Origin of the sequence: Bradyrhizobium sp. CCBAU 051011 (genome assembly GCF_009930815.1) — a bacterium.
Lineage (GTDB): Bacteria > Pseudomonadota > Alphaproteobacteria > Rhizobiales > Xanthobacteraceae > Bradyrhizobium.
Genome location: NZ_CP022222.1, coordinates 223,354 through 240,047, shown reverse-complemented (window position 1 = coordinate 240,047; position 16,694 = coordinate 223,354). Strand labels below are relative to the sequence as shown.

Below are 16,694 nucleotides of genomic sequence, written 5' to 3'. Positions count from 1 at the left end.
GACATGTCAGCCGTTGCGGGACCCGGAAGGAGCGAAGGCTCGCGCGCCGAAACGCGCGGCGTCCGGTTCTTTGCTCTGGCCGGTCTGGTTGCCGCAGTCCATTTGGCCGGGCTTGCCGTCCTCCTGACCACCGAATACGGGCCGTTTGCGATCACGCTGTCCGTGCTGGCGTGGGTATTTGTGAACTGCTTCCTGCTGGTCCTGCTGCAGCGGCCCGGGATCTGCGCCGCGCTGGCGCTGGCCTTCATCGTGATCCTGATCGCGCTGTCGCACTTCAAGTTCGGAATTCTGCAGCTGACCCTGACCTTCCTCGATTTCCTGATCATCGACCGCGATACGTTTTCGTTTCTGCTCTCGGTGTTTCCGCACTTGCAGATGCAGTTGATCGCGGCAGGCCTCGTCGCGGTTCCGCTGCTGTGGGCGCTCTGGCGCTTCGATCCGTTCCGCGTGCGCCGCCGCCTTGCATTGATGGGAGTGGCGGCGACGACGGCGCTGATCGCGGCGATGTCGGTCGCATCGCCCGAGCTGGCATGGGAGCCGTTCCAGGGCGTCAATCATATTTCCAATCTGGCGCGCTCGGGGGTGGTGGCCGTGTCGCGGCTGTCGTCGACAGGATGGATCGAGGCCGATCCGCCGGCGAACCGCCCGCTCAGCCTCGCGCGGGACGCCCACGCCGCCGGCCTGCCTGCGCTGCCATCAGGCGAGGCCTGCGACGTCACGGCCAAACGGCCGCACATCATCATGCTGCTCGACGAGTCGAGCTTCGACGTCACCTCGGCACCGGGCATCGAGGTGCCTGCGGGGTATACCGACTTCTTCAAGTCGATCGACGGCAAGCAGCGGACCATGATCGCGGAATCGACCGGCGGCCCGACCTGGTACACCGAGTTCAATGTGCTGACCGGCCTGTCGGCGCGCTCGTTCGGCGATCTGAAGTTTTACGTCACGCGGATTACCGCCGGCCGCGTGACGCGCGGATTGCCGCAGGCGCTGCAGCGCTGCGGCTACAAGACCGTCTCGCTCTATCCGACCTATGGCGACTTCCTCAGCGCGCGCGCCTTCCAGAAGGGCACCGGCGTCGACCGCTTCATCGACATGGCCGAGATGGGCGTGAATGAGGACATGCAGCCGGACAAGTTCTATTTCGATCAGGCCTTGAAGGCGTTCGCGCGCGAGCAGCTCCAGCAGTCGCCGGTCTTCATGTTCGTCTACCTCACAGCCAATCATTTTCCCTGGTGGAACGTCTACCGGCCAGATCTGACGCCTCCGGGCTGGACGCCACCGGGCAACACCGCCGAGGTCGACGAGTACATCCGCCGCCAAGCCATGACGGCAAACGACTATCGCGAATTCACCGAGCGGCTGAAGCGCGACTATCCGGACGAGTCTTTTCTGGTGCTGCGTTTCGGCGATCACCAGCCGGCGATCTCACAAAAACTGCTCGAGCCCGGCATCGATCAGGTGAGGCTGGCGCAACGTCTGATGGCCGCCGACCCGCGCTATTACTCCACCTATTATGCCATCGACGGTATCAACTATTCCCCGGCCAATCTGTCGTCCGCGCTCGAAACCCTCGATGCGGCCTACATCCCCCTCGTGCTGCAGGAAGCCGCCGGCATCCCGCTCGATCCGACATTTGCCGAGCAGAAGAGCATCATGCTCCGCTGCAAGGGCGCCTTCTACGCCTGCAAGAAGGGCGCGGAGGCACGCCGATTCAACCGGATGCTGATCGACGCGGGCATGATCAAGGGGCTTTGATTCCGCTCTGTCCCGTCATTGCGAGGGTGTCCCGGCTATCCACGTCTCCATCCCCGTCATTGCGAGGAGCGAAGCGACGAAGCAATCCATCTATCCCCGCGTGGAGAGATGGATTGCTTCGCGGAGCCTGTCATCGGGCGCGCATTCGCGCGACCCGTTGGCTCGCAATGACGGGGAGGGAGCGCGGCGAGCCTACATCTTCCCCATCTTCTCCCACAGCCACTGCGCGACCGCATCCGGCGAGCTTGCCGCGTCGTTGCCGGCCGCGCGCAAATTCGCCTCGCGCATCGTCGCAATGTCGATCTTGCCGAGCAGCGGTTGAAGCGCTTTCTGCAAGCCTTCGTCATCGGCGCGCTTCGGTGCCAGCAGCACGATCGCGTCATAGGGCGGGATCGCGTGCCTGACGTCGCCAAGCGTGACCAGGTCGTACTTCGCGATCAGTCCGTCACTGGTGTAGCCGGCGATGACGTCGACTTCGCCGGAGGCGACCGCCGCATACATGAAGTCCGGCTGCATCTGTCGCTGCCCGCGGAACGATAGCCCGTAGGCCTTGCGCAGCGCTGTCCATTCGGGCCGCGAGAAGAATTCATAGTCGCCGGCGATCGTCATGTTGGTTGCGCGCGCGGCGAGGTCGTTGATGGTGCGGATGCCGAGTTGCTCAGCGCGCTTGCGCGGCATCACCAGCGCATACGCGTTCTCGAAGCCGAGTTCGCCCAGAAGCGTGATGTTCTGTTTTGCCAGAATCGTCTTCAGTTCGGCCACCAGCTCCTGGCGCGGCCTGATGTCGTTGCGCCGGAACTGGTTGGCCCACAGCGTGCCGGAATAGTCGACATAGACGTCGATATCGTTGGCCTTCAGCGCCTCGAAGATCACGTTGGAGCCGAGACCTTCGCGCGTCGTCGCGGACAGCCCGGCCGCCTTCAGCCGCTGTCCGATCAAGGCGGAGAGCACATATTGTTCGGTAAAGGTCTTGGCGCCGACGACGTAGCTCGTTTGCGGGCGCGTCATCGCCGGCGCCAGCGTGGCGACGACCAGCGCCGCGATCCCAGCGCCGCCAAGGATCGTGCGCAGGCGGCTGCGGTGGCGCAGGCCGCTTTCGATCAACGCCAGCAATTGATCCACCGCCAGCGCCAGCACGGCGGCAGCAACGCAGCCGAACAGCACGAACACCCAGTTCTGGGTCTGCAACCCCGCAAAAATGTAGTTGCCGAGGCTGGTCTGGCCGATCGGCGTCGACAGCGTTGCGGTGCCGATCACCCAGACCGCTGATGTGCGGATGCCGGCCATCATCACCGGCAGCGCAAGCGGCAGCTCCACCGTGAACAGCGATTGCCGCGGCGTCATGCCGACGCCCTGCGCCGCCTCGAGGATCGCGGCGTCGACACCCTGCAGACCGGTGATGGTATTGCGCAGCACTGGCAGCATCGAATAGAGCGCGAGCGCCAGCACGGCGGGCAGGAATCCGAATGCGGAAAAACTGACGCCGAACCACGACAGCGACAGCGCCGCGAGCGCCAGCAGAAGTGGATAGAACAGCGCGAGCAGTGCCAGCCCCGGCACCGTCTGCACGATGCTGGCAAGCCCGAGCAGCGCGCCGCGCGGCACCGGCCGATGGCGTGAGATGATCGCGAGCGGCAGGCTGACGATCAATCCCAGCGCCAGCGCGGCGAGACTGACGCGCACATGGCTGCCGAGATAGTCGGGCAGGTGGCCCCACGCTTCCGCCAGGCGTGGATCTGCGAAGACGTTCATGCCGCACCATCCTGCGGCAACAGCACACCCAATCGCTCGGCCTGTCGCCGCGGCGTGCGCAGGAGTTCACCGACATAAGGGTCGTCGGAAGCGGACAGCTCCGCTGGCGTGCCCCGCGCTAAAAGTTTTCCGCCGCGCATGACGGCGATGCGGTCGGCCAGCAGGATCGCCTCGGTCATGTCATGGGTGATCATCACCGTGGTCAGGCCGAGTTTCTTGTGCAGGTCGCGATAGTCGTCGCCGAGCGCGTCGCGCGTTAAGGGGTCAAGCGCGCCGAAAGGCTCGTCCATCAGCACGATGCGCGGCCTTGCGGCGAGGGCCCGCGCCACGCCGACGCGCTGGCGCTGGCCGCCCGAAAGTTCATGCGGCAGCCGGTCGCGATATGGTGCCCGGTCGAGCCTGACAAGATCGAGCAACTCATCGACCCGCGCGGAAATTTCCGCAGGCGGCGTGCCCAGCAGTTTTGGCGTGATGCCGATATTGCCGGCGACGGTGAGATGCGGAAACAGCCCGCCGCTCTGGAACACGTAGCCGATCCGCCGCCGCAGCAGGATCGGATCGACGTTGCTGATATCCTCGCCTTCGACCGTGATGGTGCCGGTATCAGCCTCAATCAGTCGGTTGGCGAGCCGCAACAGCGTGGTCTTGCCCGAACCGGAGCCGCCGACGATCGCCAAAAATTCGCCCTCGGCGACCTCGAGCGAGACGTCGTCAACGGCGATCACGCGGCCATCGTCGAAGGTCTTGCCGACATCCGCGTAAGCGATCAGTGGCGTGGTCGGCATTCGGTTCGGTCCCAACCCTTGGCTATTCCTAACGGAGACACTGATAGCCGATAAATGGCCAGTCGCGAATGCGGGACTTCATTGTCCCGCGCCAACCCGAACGATCCGCCGTGCCTATTCGTAGTTCACCTTGGGGAAAAAGTCGCCACGCCCTTCGGGGGTCATATCGAGCAGACCCCATAGGGGATCGACCAGGTCCCCAGCGCGATGGTGTTGATTCGGCACTGTTGGTGCGAAGCTCATCTCCGAGCCCCAAAAGTGATGGATTGCTCCGTCATATTTCTTGAAGACGTTGAATATCGTTTCGTCCCAGTTCTCGCCGTCTGGAACGCGATGCTGTGTACGCAATCCCCTGGGAAACTTCGACGTGTCGCCGAAATAGTCCGCGTCGTAGCTGTTGCCGGCGGTCGACACGAGCGAGAGATGGTCCCAGCCGCGTTCATGGGCCCACGCGGCCAGACGTGCGATTGGCGACTTCGCGACAATGTAAAGTGCCGCTCGCTGGCCGGTATGCCTGGCCGCGCCGTCGATCGCGTCAAGCAAATGCGTGCAGCCCGGACACGGCAGCTCGCGCTCGGGTCCATACATGAAGCTGTACAGAATGAGCGTGTGGTGCGGGCCGAACAGCTCGGACATCTTCACCTTCTCCGGCGTTGCGTTCTTGCCGATCCGCTCGAATACATAATCCTCCGGCACCTTGCCACCTGGCGGCAGGGTGCGGCGTTTGGCTGCAACGGCTTCTATCTGGGCACGCAGTGCGATCTCTTCGTTCAGAAGCGCGTTTCTTGCGGCACGATACTCGGCGCTTTCGTTCGGATAGCGGAGATGCTCCATGGCTTCCCTCCGGATTGCGTTCTGGACCGTAAGAACAAACCCACCCCGGACGAGCGAGTTCCGAGTTTGCGCACCTGTTGATACGTAAAACCTTCGCCCATCGCGCAGCGCTAGCCTGTTGCATGCATTGATGCAAAGACGCCGTCGACGGCCCCCACGGGGCCGTCGTCAAAGGTCCTGCCGACATTCGCGTAAGCTCAGGGGAGCGGCCATGCGATCTCGAATCCTGTCCCTCCGGGGGAGGGTAAGAGATCAACGACCACGTCATGACGCCGCGTTGAACTTATCCCTCTTACCCGCTAAGGCATCCCTCCAAAGACTTGGGGAGAAACATGGCAGATACCGCACAACCGGCAGCGGTCGCGCTTGACGATGCGACGGTGGCGTTTCGCGTGGCCGGGGATCGTGTCTATACGGCGGTGGAACGGGCCAGCCTGAACGTGGCCCATGGCGAATTCGTCGCCATCGTCGGGCCGACGGGATGCGGGAAATCGACGCTGCTCAATGTCGCAGCCGGGCTGCTGAAACCGGCGGCGGGATCGGTGAAGATCTTCGGCCAGCCGCTCGCCGGCCTGAACCGGGATGCCGGCTATCTGTTCCAGGCGGACGCCCTGTTTCCCTGGAAGACCGCGCTCGACAATGTCGCCATTGGGCTCGATATCAAGGGTGCGCCGCGCGAGCAGGCGCTGCAGCGCGCGCAGGGCTGGCTCACCTCGGTGGGGCTTGGCGCCTTCGCCAACCGCTATCCGCACATGCTGTCCGGCGGGCAACGCAAGCGCGTCGGCCTGGCGCAGGTGCTGATCCGCGATCCAAAAATCCTTTTAATGGACGAGCCATTCGGCCCGCTCGATGCCCAGACCCGGCAGATCATGGGCAATTTGCTGCTCGAATTGTGGAACGCCGACCGCAAGGCCGTGCTGTTCGTCACCCACGACCTCGAAGAGGCGATCGCGCTCGCCGACCGCGTCGTGATCATGTCGGCAGGACCTTCCGCGCGCATCATCGGCGACTGGCGGGTGACGCTTCCGCGCCCGCGCGACATCTCGGAAGTGCGGATGGAAAAGCAATTTCACGAACTGCACCGGGAGATCTGGAGCGTGCTGAAGGACGAAGTGATGAAGGGTTATGTGCAGTCCACGCAAGCGGCGGAGGTCGGCTGATGTCGCGCCTGACGCTGCTGTCGCTGCAATTGCTGGTCGCGGTCGTTGCGCTGGCGATGTGGCACGTCCTCACCACTGTCCCAGTGTTCGGCCGCATCCTGTTGCCGCCGTTCTTCTTCTCCAACCCGATCGATGTCGGCAGCCAGGTCGTGAAATGGTTCGCGACAGGCGTGATCTGGAAGCACCTTTTCATCACGCTTTGGGAATCGATCCTCGCTTTCGTGATCGGATCGATTGGGGGCGTGCTGGTCGGGTTCTGGTTCGCGCGCAAACCGCTCGTCGCCGCGGTGTTCGATCCCTATGTGAAGATGATCAACGCGCTGCCGCGCGTGGTGCTGGCGCCGATCTTCGCGCTGTGGCTGGGGCTCGGCATCTGGTCCAAGGTCGCGCTCGGCGTGACGCTGGTGTTCTTCATTGTGTTCTTCAACGTCTATCAGGGCGTCAAGGAGGTCAGCCAGACCGTGCTAGACAACGGCCGCATGCTCGGCATGAGCGAGCGGCAATTGACGCGCCACGTCTACTGGCCGTCGGCGCTGTCGTGGATGTTCTCGTCGCTGCACACAGCGGTCGGCTTTGCCGTGGTTGGCGCTGTCGTCGGCGAATATCTGGGATCGGCGGCCGGCCTCGGCTACTTGATCCAGCAGGCCGAAGGCGTGTTCGACGTCGCCGCCGTGTTCGCCGGCATGTTCGTGCTGTCGGCTTTCGTCATCCTGATCGACATGGTGGTGACGCTGGTGGAGCGTCGGCTGCTGGTCTGGCGGCCGGTCGCGGCGGAGGGTAGGGGGTAGTCGCCTCCGGCATTGCGAACGCAAGCGACTTGTCCGCCGTAGCTCAACGAGCGAAGGCGGAATATTGAGTAGGCGACGGTCACTTACGCGTCGAACGGCCCGCGCGGCTTGTTCGCCTATTGCGGAACCAGATTCGTAATGTTATCGCCTTTTTCCTTCAGGCTGTTGCCGAGAATGACTGTTGTTTTCTTCCCAAGGTCGCCGCGCCACCAATGGAACGTAGTGCGTGAATTGAGAGAGCATGCCCGGACAGCCATCAACGCCGATGATGAAACAATAATCACCGTAAGCGAACGCGGCGATCCTGGTTGCGACGGAGCCCGAACCATCGTGCTCATCATGCGCCCGAGACGGCCAACCGTGGCCGTCACGATCAACAAGCCGCTTGAGCAGATCACGCAGACAGACCTTTCGGATGTGCTGGCGCCGTTGGCCGCACCAACCGGCTTGCCCGAACCTCCATCGAAACGGACTGACCATCGCTTACCCCCGGATCGACGCTAACCGGCGCGGACCAATTGCAGCATCAGCAAAGGACGAACCAGACTCCGATTACGGTGATTAGCGGCTATCTCGGAGCTGGAAAGACCACGCTGCTTGTCCGTATCCTCACCGAGACGCACGGCAGGCGTTACGCCGTCGTCGTCAATGAATTTGGCGAGGTCGGAATCGACAATGACCTCATCGTCAACGCCGAAGAAGAGAACTTCAAAATGAACAACGGATTTGAGTCCTGCCGCGTTTGATCGTCGATGCATTGGCGAGCTGCAGGCTGCTTTTTTGGGCACGCGCCAATCATCTCACGCTCGTGCGGAAAGCGGCACGATTCATCTGCTACCGTCTCAATTTGATTGTGGCGTCACGACCGGTTGATCGTGGTCGGTATGGCAGCAGATGATTTTCTCCGGCCATATCAGTTCATCGTGCGATTCAAAAACCTCCCGACCAGTCGTGAAAATGATCCACAATGCAACGGCTCCTGCGATGATTGGATCGAAGATTGGATAACCCGTCACGAGAAGCAGTAAGCCCGCGGCCACCGGGGCGAGGGATACCCATACGTCGCCAAGATTGTGGATATACGCGAGCCGGATTGCAGCGTTGTTTTGGCTTGGCTCCAGGAGCAAGCGGGCCACGCTCCAATTCGCGGCAGCGGCAGCCAGACCCACGATCATCGGAACGACGCCCTGAACCGGCACCGGATTGAACAGACGCTCCCCGGCTTGCCACAGAAGCAGTCCGCTGACCGCAATCAGCCCGACGGAGTTAAAGAGATTTCCGGCTCTCAACAGCCGTTGCGAAGGACCTCTGGTGACCAGGAATGCCGCATACAGGCAGACCAGAGCCAACTCGTCCGACAGGTTGTGCGCGCTGTCCATCAGGAGGCTCAGGCTCGATGCCTGATAGCCAGCAATCCCCTCCACCACGAAGATTGCAGTGTTTATCGCCACTGCGGAGGCAACGGCTTTTTGATGATGAGCCATTCTGCATCCCCCATTTCCGCGACTTGGCAAATATGTGCACTAGAATGTGCTTCGAGGTGCCGACCATGAACTGCTTCGTTCGCGCGGTTGCGATATCGTCGCCGGCGTCATAGGCCGGCGCCGCCAGCGCTGCTAGGGTTCGATCACCATCGCCCTCAGGCTAACTGCACGGGCCCGTGGTCATCGCAATGATCACCGTGCGGATGGTGCAGCCGGCCGTCTACAAGATAGTCGACATGGTCACCATGCGGCACCGGTTCATGTCCGCAGTTTGGACCGTGCGTGTGCTCGCAATGGACTTGAGGAGTGCATTGCACGGGATTTGTGGCATTTACCGTGATGGCATGTTCGTCCACGTGATCCTCGTGCATATGATGGAGATGGCCGTCGTGAAGATAATCCACATGACCGTCATGACGAACCGCGGTGTGCCCGCAATCCGGGCCATGCTTATGAGTGTGATTGGCATGGTGTTTCTCGGTACATGTGGTCATTAGCAGTACTCCTTGCGTTTGTTTGCGATCGGTACCCCATCATTGCGGACAATAGTGGAATAGTTGCGGAAGCCAACGATGCCGAGGTGCCCGCACCTTGATTTAGTTACCGATAGCCAATGTTTTAACGTTCAGTGGGAACGAAGGTTGCGAGCCGAGCACCAATCTACGGGTTCAGATATCCACGTCTTCCATATGTTGGAAGCCGTGATTGTTACATGAATTCAAAATCGTAGGATGGACGAAGTGAGGCGTGCCCACCATCGGAGACTGCGATGCAGATGGATCGTGAGCACAGCGCGACGCGCCTTTGCCCACCCTACGGCCCTACAAGGCCACACTAGGTGACGACATCGGATGCCATTCGAAATTGCGGATCCAATTTCACGTCAGCGGTGATCGAGTTGGAAATGAAGCAGTTTGCCTTCACCTCGGTCATGATCGTTCGGGCGGCCGCGATATCGGCCTCGCTGCTCAAGACCACGATTGGCCGAACGTTGACTTCGATAATCCGATATTTGCCGTCGACGTTTTCCAGCAAGCCTTCCGCGGCGCTCTCATAGGCCACAAACGCCAGCTTCTTGCTTTGGGCGAACGATACAAACATCAGCATCATGCAAGCATTCAGCGCGGCGACCAGCATTTCTTCGGGAGCCCAGACGCCCGCTTCTCCCTTGAATTCAGGAGGACTGCCGATCTCGATGTCGGGTTTGCCGGGTGCGGACGTTCGGCCGCGGCGAGCGGTGTCCCAGACCAGGTTGTTCCTGTACTGAAAGGACTTGTATATTTTCCCTGTTGGCACGCGATCCTCCACTGCACGGGAATCGTAGGGTGGGCAAAGCGTAGCGTGCCCACCATCGAGGCTGCGGTGCGGATGGATGGTGGGCACGGCGCGAAGAGCGCCTTTTGCCCACCCTACGATTCTTCGCTCGCAATGACGGCGGAGAGCCCGCAGCCCTCAATTCAACATCTTCGTATCATCCGGCGCCTGCGGCGGCGTCTTGATCGCGATCGCTTTCAGCGTACGCCCGTCGGGCTTGGTGCCGCCATGCGCGGTGCCCTTGGGGATCACCACGAGGTCGCCCGGCTTCACCCGCACTTCCTTATCACCCAGCCAGATCGTGCCGGTGCCATCCAGGATGTACTGGATCTCGTTGGTGTTGGGATGCATGTGCTTGCCGACATTGCCGTCCTGGATCGAGATCGTCATGCCGTCGGCGGCAACGAACAGTTTTGAGCGCATGCCGGTACCCGAGGGCACGCCGAGCGCGTCGCCTTCGAGTTCGCCGGTGTGGATGACCTGCGCGGTGATGTTCTCGGCGGCGATTGCCGGACGCAGCAGATGGGTGACGCTGCAGCCGGCGGCGAAGGCGGCGGCGAGCGATAATACGGTGGCCATGCGGTTCATTGGATAGTCCTCCCCTGTTGCCGTTGTTGTGGGGCGGATGCTAATCCGGCGCCCCGTGCCTGACCAGCGGCCGGAAAGTCACCTTCTCAAGACCCGCCCGCTGCTTTATCTTGCCGCGCAACGAATGGAGGAAATCATGAAGAAACTGCTCGGCCGGCTGGCCGCTTCGCTGCTCGCGCTGACACTCACGACCGGGCTTGCCGCAGCGCAAAGCAAGGTCACGGTCGCGATCGGGGGCGGCTCCTGCCTGTGCTATTTGCCGACGGTGCTCGCCAAGCAACTCGGCGAATATGAAAAGGCGGGACTGGCGGTCGAACTGGTCGACCTCAAGGGCGGTTCGGACGCGCTGAAAGCCGTGCTCGGCGGCAGCGCTGACGTGGTGTCGGGCTATTTCGACCACTGCGTCAATCTGGCCGCCAAGAAGCAGGAATTGCAGTCCTTCGTGATCTATGACCGCTATCCCGGACTGGTGCTCGTGGTGTCGCCCAAGCACACCAATGACATCAAATCGATCAAGGATCTGGCCGGCAAGAAGGTCGGCGTCAGCGCGCCGGGTTCCTCGACCGATTTCTTCCTGAAGTATCTCCTCAAGAAGAACGGCCTTGATCCGACCAGCGCCGCGGTGATCGGCGTCGGCCTCGGCGCAACTGCCGTGGCGGCGATGCAGCAGGGCCAGATCGAGGCGGCCGTGATGCTCGATCCGTCCGTCACTGTTTTGCAGGGCAGCTATCCCGATTTGAAGATACTGGCCGATACCCGCAGCGAGAAGGACACGCTCGCCGTGTTCGGCGGGGAATATCCCGGCGGCGCGCTCTATACGACCACGGCGTGGATCAAGTCGCACGAGAAGGAAGTGCAGGCGCTGACCACAGCGATCGTCAACACGCTCGACTGGATTCACTCGCATTCGCCGGAAGAGATCATGGCGAAGATGCCCGACGAAATCGTCGGCAAGAACAAGGAGCTTTATCTGGCGGCGCTGAAGAATACGATCCCGATGTATTCGCTGACTGGCAAGATGGATCCCAAGGGCGCGGATGCGGTGCTCGCGGTGTTCAGCGAGGGGTCGCCGGAGGTCGCCAAGGCCAATATCGACGTGACCAAGACCTACACCAACAAATATGTCGAACAGGTCAAGAAGACCTCGGGCACGAACGCCAAGTGAGGAAATCTCTTCTATTCCCGCTACTGTTGCTGTCTGCCTGCTCCAACGCGGTGCCGCAAGCAAGCCTCGTAGGCAATTATGTTGCGATCTATGGAGGCGAGACTGCCACCCTCGTATTGAAGCCAGACCACACCTACGTGCACACCACCCGCGCCAGCGATGGTCGAATTGTCGAGGATGTCGCGACGTGGGAGGCGAGGCAACGGGAGACTGCGCAGGACAGAACAACGGTCGTTGAGTTCTGGGATTTCCGGTCTAATTCCTTCGTTCAAAGAGACTGACGAGCGTAAGTCAAAAAAAGCAAAGATTGGGTGGGCCACCGAAGTCGAGTTGGATTGGCTATGGCGAATTCACTTTGTTTCGATTCGGACGTTGGATACTGCTATGTCAAGCAGCCATGGTAGCGACGTCGGACGTGAAGTGAATTGAAGCGATGAGTGACACGAAGCCTCCGGTCATTCAGCGCGTCAGCGCGCTCGACCTCGTTGTCGAAGCGTGGACATGGCCGTTCGCCGAAGCGCGGCGCGCGGAGATTTCAGCACATTTCGCCGACAAGCAGCGCGAAAAGCCGGCGATGTGGAACGGCCGCGTCCTGCTTGGCCGCAACCCGGTGTTCTCGGACGGCCGGCTCAGTGCCAGCTATTTCGAAACCGATTTCGCAAGCTTTCTGGCATGGCGCGACTGGGGCTTTCCCGATCCGTCCGTCTTCAACGGTTTCGGCATGGGCGCGCTGCGGTGTGCCGACGGCGCCTTTGTGCTCGGCGAGATGGGTCAGCACACCTCCAATGCCGGACGCATCTATTTTCCGTCAGGCACGCCCGATCTCGGCGACATCAGGGACGGCGCGGTGGATATTTCCGGCAGCGTCGTGCGCGAGCTGGAGGAAGAGACCGGGCTCGCTCCCGGCGAATACGACAGCGAGCCGCACTGGCATTGCGTCTACACCGGGCCGGCGTTGGCGATGATCCGCCTTCTGCGCGTCGACATTCCGGGTGAGAACTTGCGCGAGCGGATCGAGCGCAATCTTGCCGCGCAGGATCAACCGGAGCTAACCGCCATCCACCTCGTGCGCGGCACGCGCGATCTCACCGCCGCCATGCCGCGCTTTGTCACCGCATTTCTTGAAGCGCAGTTTGCAGCGTGACTTCGGCGCTCTCGGGGCGTGCACGATCGCGCTATTTCTTTCTCTTGGCACTTGTCTTCTTAACGACAGCCCGTTTCGCTGACGTGCCGGCCAATCGGCGCTCGGCGGCGGCGATCGCGGTCTTCCGGTTCGACAGTTTCAGCTTCGTATAATCAAGCACCCGTTCCATCGCGATCCGCGCCTTCTCGGCGTCGCCGTCCTCGATCGCGCGGGCGGCGGCGGCATGGTTGGGCAGATTGTCCTTGAACCAGCCGACGCTGCCGACTGCGACGTCGAAGACCGTGTTCAGGATGGTGTCGATCGCGCCGCGAAAGCCCTGCAGCACCGGGTTGTGTGTGGCGTCGAGGATCGCAAGATGAAACGCCTTGTCTGCGGTAATCGCGCTCGTCTCGTCCTGCGCGGTTTCCATTGCAGCCAACGCCGTATTGATCCGCCAGCGGTCGTTCCTGGTGGCGCGCTCGGCGGCGAGCGCCGCGGCCGCCGGCTCGATGATCGAGCGGACTTCCTGGATGGCGAGCAGGAGATCGCGGTCCGGCTCCTTTTGGCCGACCAGCCAGCTCAACACGTCGCGGTCGAGCAGGCTCCATTCGGCGCGCGGCAGCACATGGGTGCCGTGGCGCGGACGGACGCTGACCATTCCCTTGGCGGCGAGCGTCTTGACGGCTTCACGCACCACGCCGCGCCCGACGCCGAAGCGGGCTTCGAGATCGGGTTCGGGCGGCAGAGCGGTGCCGACCGGAATGAGATCCTGCGCGATTTCGCGGCCGAGCGTCGTCAACACGCTGCGAATACGCCTTGGCTTGATGCGCCTGTCGGCGGTCCTTGGCCTGGCCACCCCTTCTGCTCCTGACCTCACGGGAATTCGCGATTGCCTAACACGCGCCTGCTGTGATACGCAAACATCCGATGTTTAACATCCGATGTTTGCGGGGAGCACGCGTGCATCGTCTGGACGGGAGATGCTGCTTTTCGCCGCCGGAGTTGCCCGCGACAGTGTGGCCCCGGTTATTCGGCTTGACATCGTACGGCACTGCCCGTGTGATGAGAAGAACAACGACAAAAACAAAACGATAAAAACAAAAGGTGCATTGCACCATCGACAGAGGGAGGTTTTGATGCCGGGGCGCAAAGCTGCACGCCTTCTCGTTGGGCTATCCGCCGCAATCGCGGTGCTTGGGATGGCGGTTTCCACCGAGGCCCAGGAAAAGAAAATCAAGATCGGCGTGATTTATGACCTGACCGGCCCGCTCGCGGGTGGCGGATCGGAGCTGCAATATATCGGCGCCAAGATCATGCTCGACCAGTACGCCAAGACCGGCGTCGAGGGTTACAAGGTCGAAGCCGTCTATGCCGATGCCCAGAGCAAGCCTGATGTCGCCATCAACGAGGCGGTGCGGCTGATCGAGCAGGAAAAGGTCAACATGCTGCTCGGCTTCTTCTCCTCGGCGCAATGCGTGCCGGTGGCCGCGCGCGTCGAGCAGCTCAAGAATTTCATGTGGATCACCACCTGCATCTCGTCAGCGGTGCTGGCCGACAAGAACTTCAAATACGTGTTCCGTCCGCAGGCTTCCGGCGATCAGTTCGGCATGATGACAATGGATTTCATCGCGCAGAACTCCAAGGAAAAGCTCGGCAAGGAGCCGAAGGATTTGCGCGTCGCCATCATCCACGAGGACGGCGCCTATGGCGTCGACGTCTCCAAGGGCAACGAGGCCGGCGCCAAGAAGGCCGGCTTCAACATCGTGCTGAAGGAAGGCTATTCGGCTACGGCGCCCGATCTCTCGGCACTGGTGACGAAACTGAAGCGCGCGCGGCCCGACGTGATCTTCCACACCGGCTATAACCCCGACATCACCTTGTTCGGGCGGCAGGCGCGCGAGCAGGGCTTGAAATTCGCCGCGCTCGTCGGTCACGGCGCTGGCTATGGCGTCTATGAGAAGCTGAAGGAAGGCCTGGGCGGCGACGTCAATTACGTCTTCAACACCGATCCGATCTCGATCTGGCTCGCCAACCAGAAGAGCATGGATCCGAAACTGCCGCCGGTCATCAAGATGGTCGGTGAGGAGTTCGACAAAGCCAAGCCTGGGGTTGCTATCCGCTCCGCCCATGTCGGCATGGCGGCCTCCAACACCTATTTGTTTCTGACCGAGGTGCTGCCGCGCGCCATCAAGAAATATGGCGGCGTCGATCCCGATGCGCTGCGCAAGGCGGCGCTCGAGACCGATATCCCGGAGGGAGGCACCATGTTGGGCTTTGGCGTCAAGTTCCACGGCGAGGGCACCCAGATGGCCGGCCAGAACGAACGCTCGTTCCCGGTGGTCATCCAGTATGTCGACGACAAGTCGTATGTGGTGTGGCCCAAGAGCCAGGCGCAGCGCGAGGCCGTGCTGCCGCTGCCGAAGGGAACCACGTTCAGCAACCAATAAGCGGACGGAGAATCCGGCGTGCTGACGGTAGAAGGGTTGGTGAAGCGTTTTGGTGGCTTCACCGCTGTTAACAACGTGTCGTTCCGGGTCGAGCAAGGCGAGATTCTCGGCCTGATCGGCCCGAACGGCTCCGGCAAGAGCACGATCTTCAACATGCTGTCGGGCACGCTGATCCCGACGGCGGGATCGATCCTGTTCAACGGCGCGGAGATCGCGGGCCACGCGCCGCATCGTATCATCAATGGCGGCATCGGCCGCACCTTCCAGATCCCGCGGCCGTTTCACCGGCTCAGCATCTTCGAGAACGTCGCGTTGGCGGGCTATTACGGCCAGGGCCGCCACAGCCGCACCAAGGCGGATGAAGCCGCCGAGCGCGCGCTTGCCATGGTCGGCCTGCCGACCGACCGACATGCCAGCGTCGATGGCTTGGGCGCCGCTGGCTTGAAGAAGCTCGAACTCGCGAAAGCGCTCGCCACCGGGCCGAAACTGCTGCTCGCCGACGAAAGCCTCGGCGGGCTCGACGAGCACGAGATGGATCAGGCCGCCGACATGCTGCGCAAGATTCGCGACGAGCTCGGCATCACCATCATCTGGGTCGAGCACATCATGGGCGTGTTGATGCGGGTGGTCGATCGCGTGATGGTGCTCGATCACGGCGAGAAGATTTCGGAAGGCCTGCCGAGCGCGGTGGCGAGCGATCCGCGCGTGATCGAGGTCTATCTCGGCACCGATGCGGATTCGAGCCAGGCTGCGGCGGCGGAAGCGCGCCGGAAGGCGGGAGTCTAGCGGATGCTCGAACTGAAATCGCTCGATGCGGGTTACGGCACCTTCCAGGCATTGTTCGGCGTCAATCTCGACGTCAGGGCAGGGGAGGCGGTCGGCGTCATCGGTCCCAACGGCGCCGGCAAGACCACGCTGATGCGCGTGATCTCCGGCCTGATCCGGCCGACCAGGGGCGCGATCTCGATGGAAGGTCACGACGTGCTGGCGACGCCTTCGCATCGCATCGTCGATCTCGGCATCGCGCATGTGCCGGAAAACCGCCGGCTGTTTCCGCGGCTCACCGTCGACGACAATCTGAAGATGGGCGCCTACATGCCGGGCGCGCGCGCCAAATATGCCGAGCGGCTGGAATTCGTGTTCAATCTGTTTCCGCGCATGAAGGAGCGGCGCAGCCAGATGGCCGGCACCCTGTCCGGCGGCGAACAGCAGATGTGTGCGATCGGCCGCGCGCTGATGTCGGACCCAAAATTATTGCTGCTCGACGAGCCCTCGGCGGGGCTCGCCCCGGTCGTGGTGCAGCAGGTGTTCGAACTGGTCAAGCGCATCCGCGCCAGCGGGCTTACGGTGTTGATCGTCGAGCAGAACGTGCAGCAGGTGCTGAAGGTGGTCGACCGCGCCTATCTGCTGGAGGCCGGCACTATCCGCGCGTCGGGCACGTCGGAAGAGATGTTGTCGACCGATACGATCAAGCAAGCATATCTCGGGGTGTAGCG

At 62.0% G+C, this 16,694-nt stretch carries 16 protein-coding genes and 1 pseudogene; 10 read left to right on the top strand and 7 right to left on the bottom strand.

Going from position 1 to position 16,694, the window contains the following annotated elements:
* Positions 1–3 precede the first annotated feature (3 nt).
* On the top strand, positions 4–1,758 hold the full coding sequence (locus ACH79_RS01185; protein ID WP_161849377.1) for an LTA synthase family protein: 1,755 nt from the start codon (positions 4–6) through the stop codon (positions 1,756–1,758).
* A gap of 192 nt (positions 1,759–1,950) precedes the next feature.
* Here the strand turns inward: ACH79_RS01185 and ACH79_RS01180 are convergent, their stop codons facing one another.
* The 3 genes from ACH79_RS01180 to ACH79_RS01170 form a co-directional block, all read right to left on the bottom strand.
* Positions 1,951–3,510 (bottom strand): glycine betaine ABC transporter substrate-binding protein, encoded by a 1,560-nt coding sequence (locus tag ACH79_RS01180; protein ID WP_161849376.1) that lies wholly within the window; start codon positions 3,508–3,510, stop codon positions 1,951–1,953.
* Positions 3,507–4,295, bottom strand: coding sequence for an ATP-binding cassette domain-containing protein (locus ACH79_RS01175; protein WP_161849375.1), 789 nt, complete (start codon positions 4,293–4,295; stop codon positions 3,507–3,509). The genes ACH79_RS01180 and ACH79_RS01175 overlap by 4 nt, the downstream gene beginning before the upstream one ends.
* A gap of 114 nt (positions 4,296–4,409) precedes the next feature.
* Positions 4,410–5,129, bottom strand: a complete 720-nt coding sequence (locus ACH79_RS01170) for a DUF899 family protein (protein ID WP_161849374.1) — start codon at positions 5,127–5,129, stop codon at positions 4,410–4,412.
* Between the two features lie 332 nt (positions 5,130–5,461).
* On the opposite strand from ACH79_RS01170, the gene ACH79_RS01165 reads away from it, so the two are divergent.
* From ACH79_RS01165 to ACH79_RS01155, 3 genes and pseudogenes are all read left to right on the top strand, one after another.
* Positions 5,462–6,289 carry an ABC transporter ATP-binding protein gene (locus ACH79_RS01165; RefSeq protein WP_161849373.1) on the top strand — a complete coding sequence of 276 codons (828 nt, stop codon included), beginning with the start codon at positions 5,462–5,464 and terminating at the stop codon, positions 6,287–6,289.
* On the top strand, positions 6,289–7,077 hold the full coding sequence (locus tag ACH79_RS01160) for an ABC transporter permease (protein WP_161849372.1): 789 nt from the start codon (positions 6,289–6,291) through the stop codon (positions 7,075–7,077). Before ACH79_RS01165 ends, ACH79_RS01160 begins: the two co-directional genes overlap by 1 nt.
* Positions 7,078–7,595: 518 nt before the next feature.
* Positions 7,596–7,820 (top strand): annotated as a pseudogene (locus ACH79_RS01155) (GTP-binding protein); the annotation flags it as partial.
* Positions 7,821–7,919: 99 nt separating this feature from the next.
* Here ACH79_RS01155 and ACH79_RS01150 read toward each other — a convergent pair.
* On the bottom strand, positions 7,920–8,561 hold the full coding sequence (locus tag ACH79_RS01150) for a cation diffusion facilitator family transporter (RefSeq protein WP_161849371.1): 642 nt from the start codon (positions 8,559–8,561) through the stop codon (positions 7,920–7,922).
* Between the two features lie 188 nt (positions 8,562–8,749).
* Here ACH79_RS01150 and ACH79_RS01145 point away from each other — a divergent pair, with 188 nt between their 5' ends.
* On the top strand, positions 8,750–9,058 hold the full coding sequence (locus tag ACH79_RS01145; RefSeq protein WP_161849370.1) for a hypothetical protein: 309 nt from the start codon (positions 8,750–8,752) through the stop codon (positions 9,056–9,058).
* Positions 9,059–9,395: 337 nt separating this feature from the next.
* On the opposite strand, the gene ACH79_RS01140 is transcribed toward ACH79_RS01145, so the two are convergent.
* Together ACH79_RS01140 and ACH79_RS01135 are read right to left on the bottom strand one after the other, a co-directional pair.
* On the bottom strand, positions 9,396–9,944 hold the full coding sequence (locus ACH79_RS01140; protein ID WP_161849369.1) for an OsmC family protein: 549 nt from the start codon (positions 9,942–9,944) through the stop codon (positions 9,396–9,398).
* A gap of 69 nt (positions 9,945–10,013) precedes the next feature.
* Positions 10,014–10,463 (bottom strand): cupin domain-containing protein, encoded by a 450-nt coding sequence (locus ACH79_RS01135; RefSeq protein ID WP_161849368.1) that lies wholly within the window; start codon positions 10,461–10,463, stop codon positions 10,014–10,016.
* A 136-nt stretch (positions 10,464–10,599) separates the two neighbouring features.
* Between ACH79_RS01135 and ACH79_RS01130 the strand changes: the two genes are divergently transcribed.
* Positions 10,600–11,628, top strand: coding sequence for an ABC transporter substrate-binding protein (locus ACH79_RS01130; protein ID WP_161849367.1), 1,029 nt, complete (start codon positions 10,600–10,602; stop codon positions 11,626–11,628).
* Positions 11,629–12,061: 433 nt separating this feature from the next.
* Positions 12,062–12,772 (top strand): NUDIX hydrolase, encoded by a 711-nt coding sequence (locus tag ACH79_RS01125; RefSeq protein WP_161849366.1) that lies wholly within the window; start codon positions 12,062–12,064, stop codon positions 12,770–12,772.
* Between the two features lie 31 nt (positions 12,773–12,803).
* Here ACH79_RS01125 and ACH79_RS01120 read toward each other — a convergent pair whose 3' ends face one another.
* Positions 12,804–13,607 (bottom strand): FadR/GntR family transcriptional regulator, encoded by an 804-nt coding sequence (locus ACH79_RS01120; RefSeq protein ID WP_246738383.1) that lies wholly within the window; start codon positions 13,605–13,607, stop codon positions 12,804–12,806.
* Positions 13,608–13,887: 280 nt separating this feature from the next.
* On the opposite strand from ACH79_RS01120, the gene ACH79_RS01115 reads away from it, so the two are divergent.
* The 3 genes from ACH79_RS01115 to ACH79_RS01105 are packed head-to-tail and all read left to right on the top strand — an operon-like array spanning position 13,888 to position 16,692.
* On the top strand, positions 13,888–15,198 hold the full coding sequence (locus ACH79_RS01115) for an ABC transporter substrate-binding protein (protein WP_161849364.1): 1,311 nt from the start codon (positions 13,888–13,890) through the stop codon (positions 15,196–15,198).
* A gap of 18 nt (positions 15,199–15,216) precedes the next feature.
* The gene (locus tag ACH79_RS01110; protein WP_161849363.1) at positions 15,217–15,984 is read left to right on the top strand and encodes an ABC transporter ATP-binding protein; all 768 of its coding nucleotides are present in this window, start codon (positions 15,217–15,219) and stop codon (positions 15,982–15,984) included.
* A gap of 3 nt (positions 15,985–15,987) precedes the next feature.
* Complete coding sequence (locus ACH79_RS01105; protein WP_161849362.1) at positions 15,988–16,692, top strand: ABC transporter ATP-binding protein; 705 nt, start codon at positions 15,988–15,990, stop codon at positions 16,690–16,692.
* The last annotated feature ends 2 nt before the right edge of the window (positions 16,693–16,694 follow it).

Bases quoted from the DNA above. Each gene is read 5' to 3' on its own strand.
- ACH79_RS01180 (WP_161849376.1), bottom strand. From the start codon at position 3,510: ATGAACGTCTTCGCAGATCCACGCCTGGCGGAAGCGTGGGGCCACCTG.
- ACH79_RS01130 (WP_161849367.1), top strand. From the start codon at position 10,600: ATGAAGAAACTGCTCGGCCGGCTGGCCGCTTCGCTGCTCGCGCTGACA.
- ACH79_RS01185 (WP_161849377.1), top strand. From the start codon at position 4: ATGTCAGCCGTTGCGGGACCCGGAAGGAGCGAAGGCTCGCGCGCCGAA.
- ACH79_RS01115 (WP_161849364.1), top strand. From the start codon at position 13,888: ATGCCGGGGCGCAAAGCTGCACGCCTTCTCGTTGGGCTATCCGCCGCA.
- ACH79_RS01150 (WP_161849371.1), bottom strand. From the start codon at position 8,561: ATGGCTCATCATCAAAAAGCCGTTGCCTCCGCAGTGGCGATAAACACT.
- ACH79_RS01160 (WP_161849372.1), top strand. From the start codon at position 6,289: ATGTCGCGCCTGACGCTGCTGTCGCTGCAATTGCTGGTCGCGGTCGTT.
- ACH79_RS01170 (WP_161849374.1), bottom strand. From the start codon at position 5,129: ATGGAGCATCTCCGCTATCCGAACGAAAGCGCCGAGTATCGTGCCGCA.
- ACH79_RS01165 (WP_161849373.1), top strand. From the start codon at position 5,462: ATGGCAGATACCGCACAACCGGCAGCGGTCGCGCTTGACGATGCGACG.
- ACH79_RS01175 (WP_161849375.1), bottom strand. From the start codon at position 4,295: ATGCCGACCACGCCACTGATCGCTTACGCGGATGTCGGCAAGACCTTC.
- ACH79_RS01135 (WP_161849368.1), bottom strand. From the start codon at position 10,463: ATGAACCGCATGGCCACCGTATTATCGCTCGCCGCCGCCTTCGCCGCC.
- ACH79_RS01105 (WP_161849362.1), top strand. From the start codon at position 15,988: ATGCTCGAACTGAAATCGCTCGATGCGGGTTACGGCACCTTCCAGGCA.
- ACH79_RS01125 (WP_161849366.1), top strand. From the start codon at position 12,062: ATGAGTGACACGAAGCCTCCGGTCATTCAGCGCGTCAGCGCGCTCGAC.
- ACH79_RS01145 (WP_161849370.1), top strand. From the start codon at position 8,750: ATGATCACCGTGCGGATGGTGCAGCCGGCCGTCTACAAGATAGTCGAC.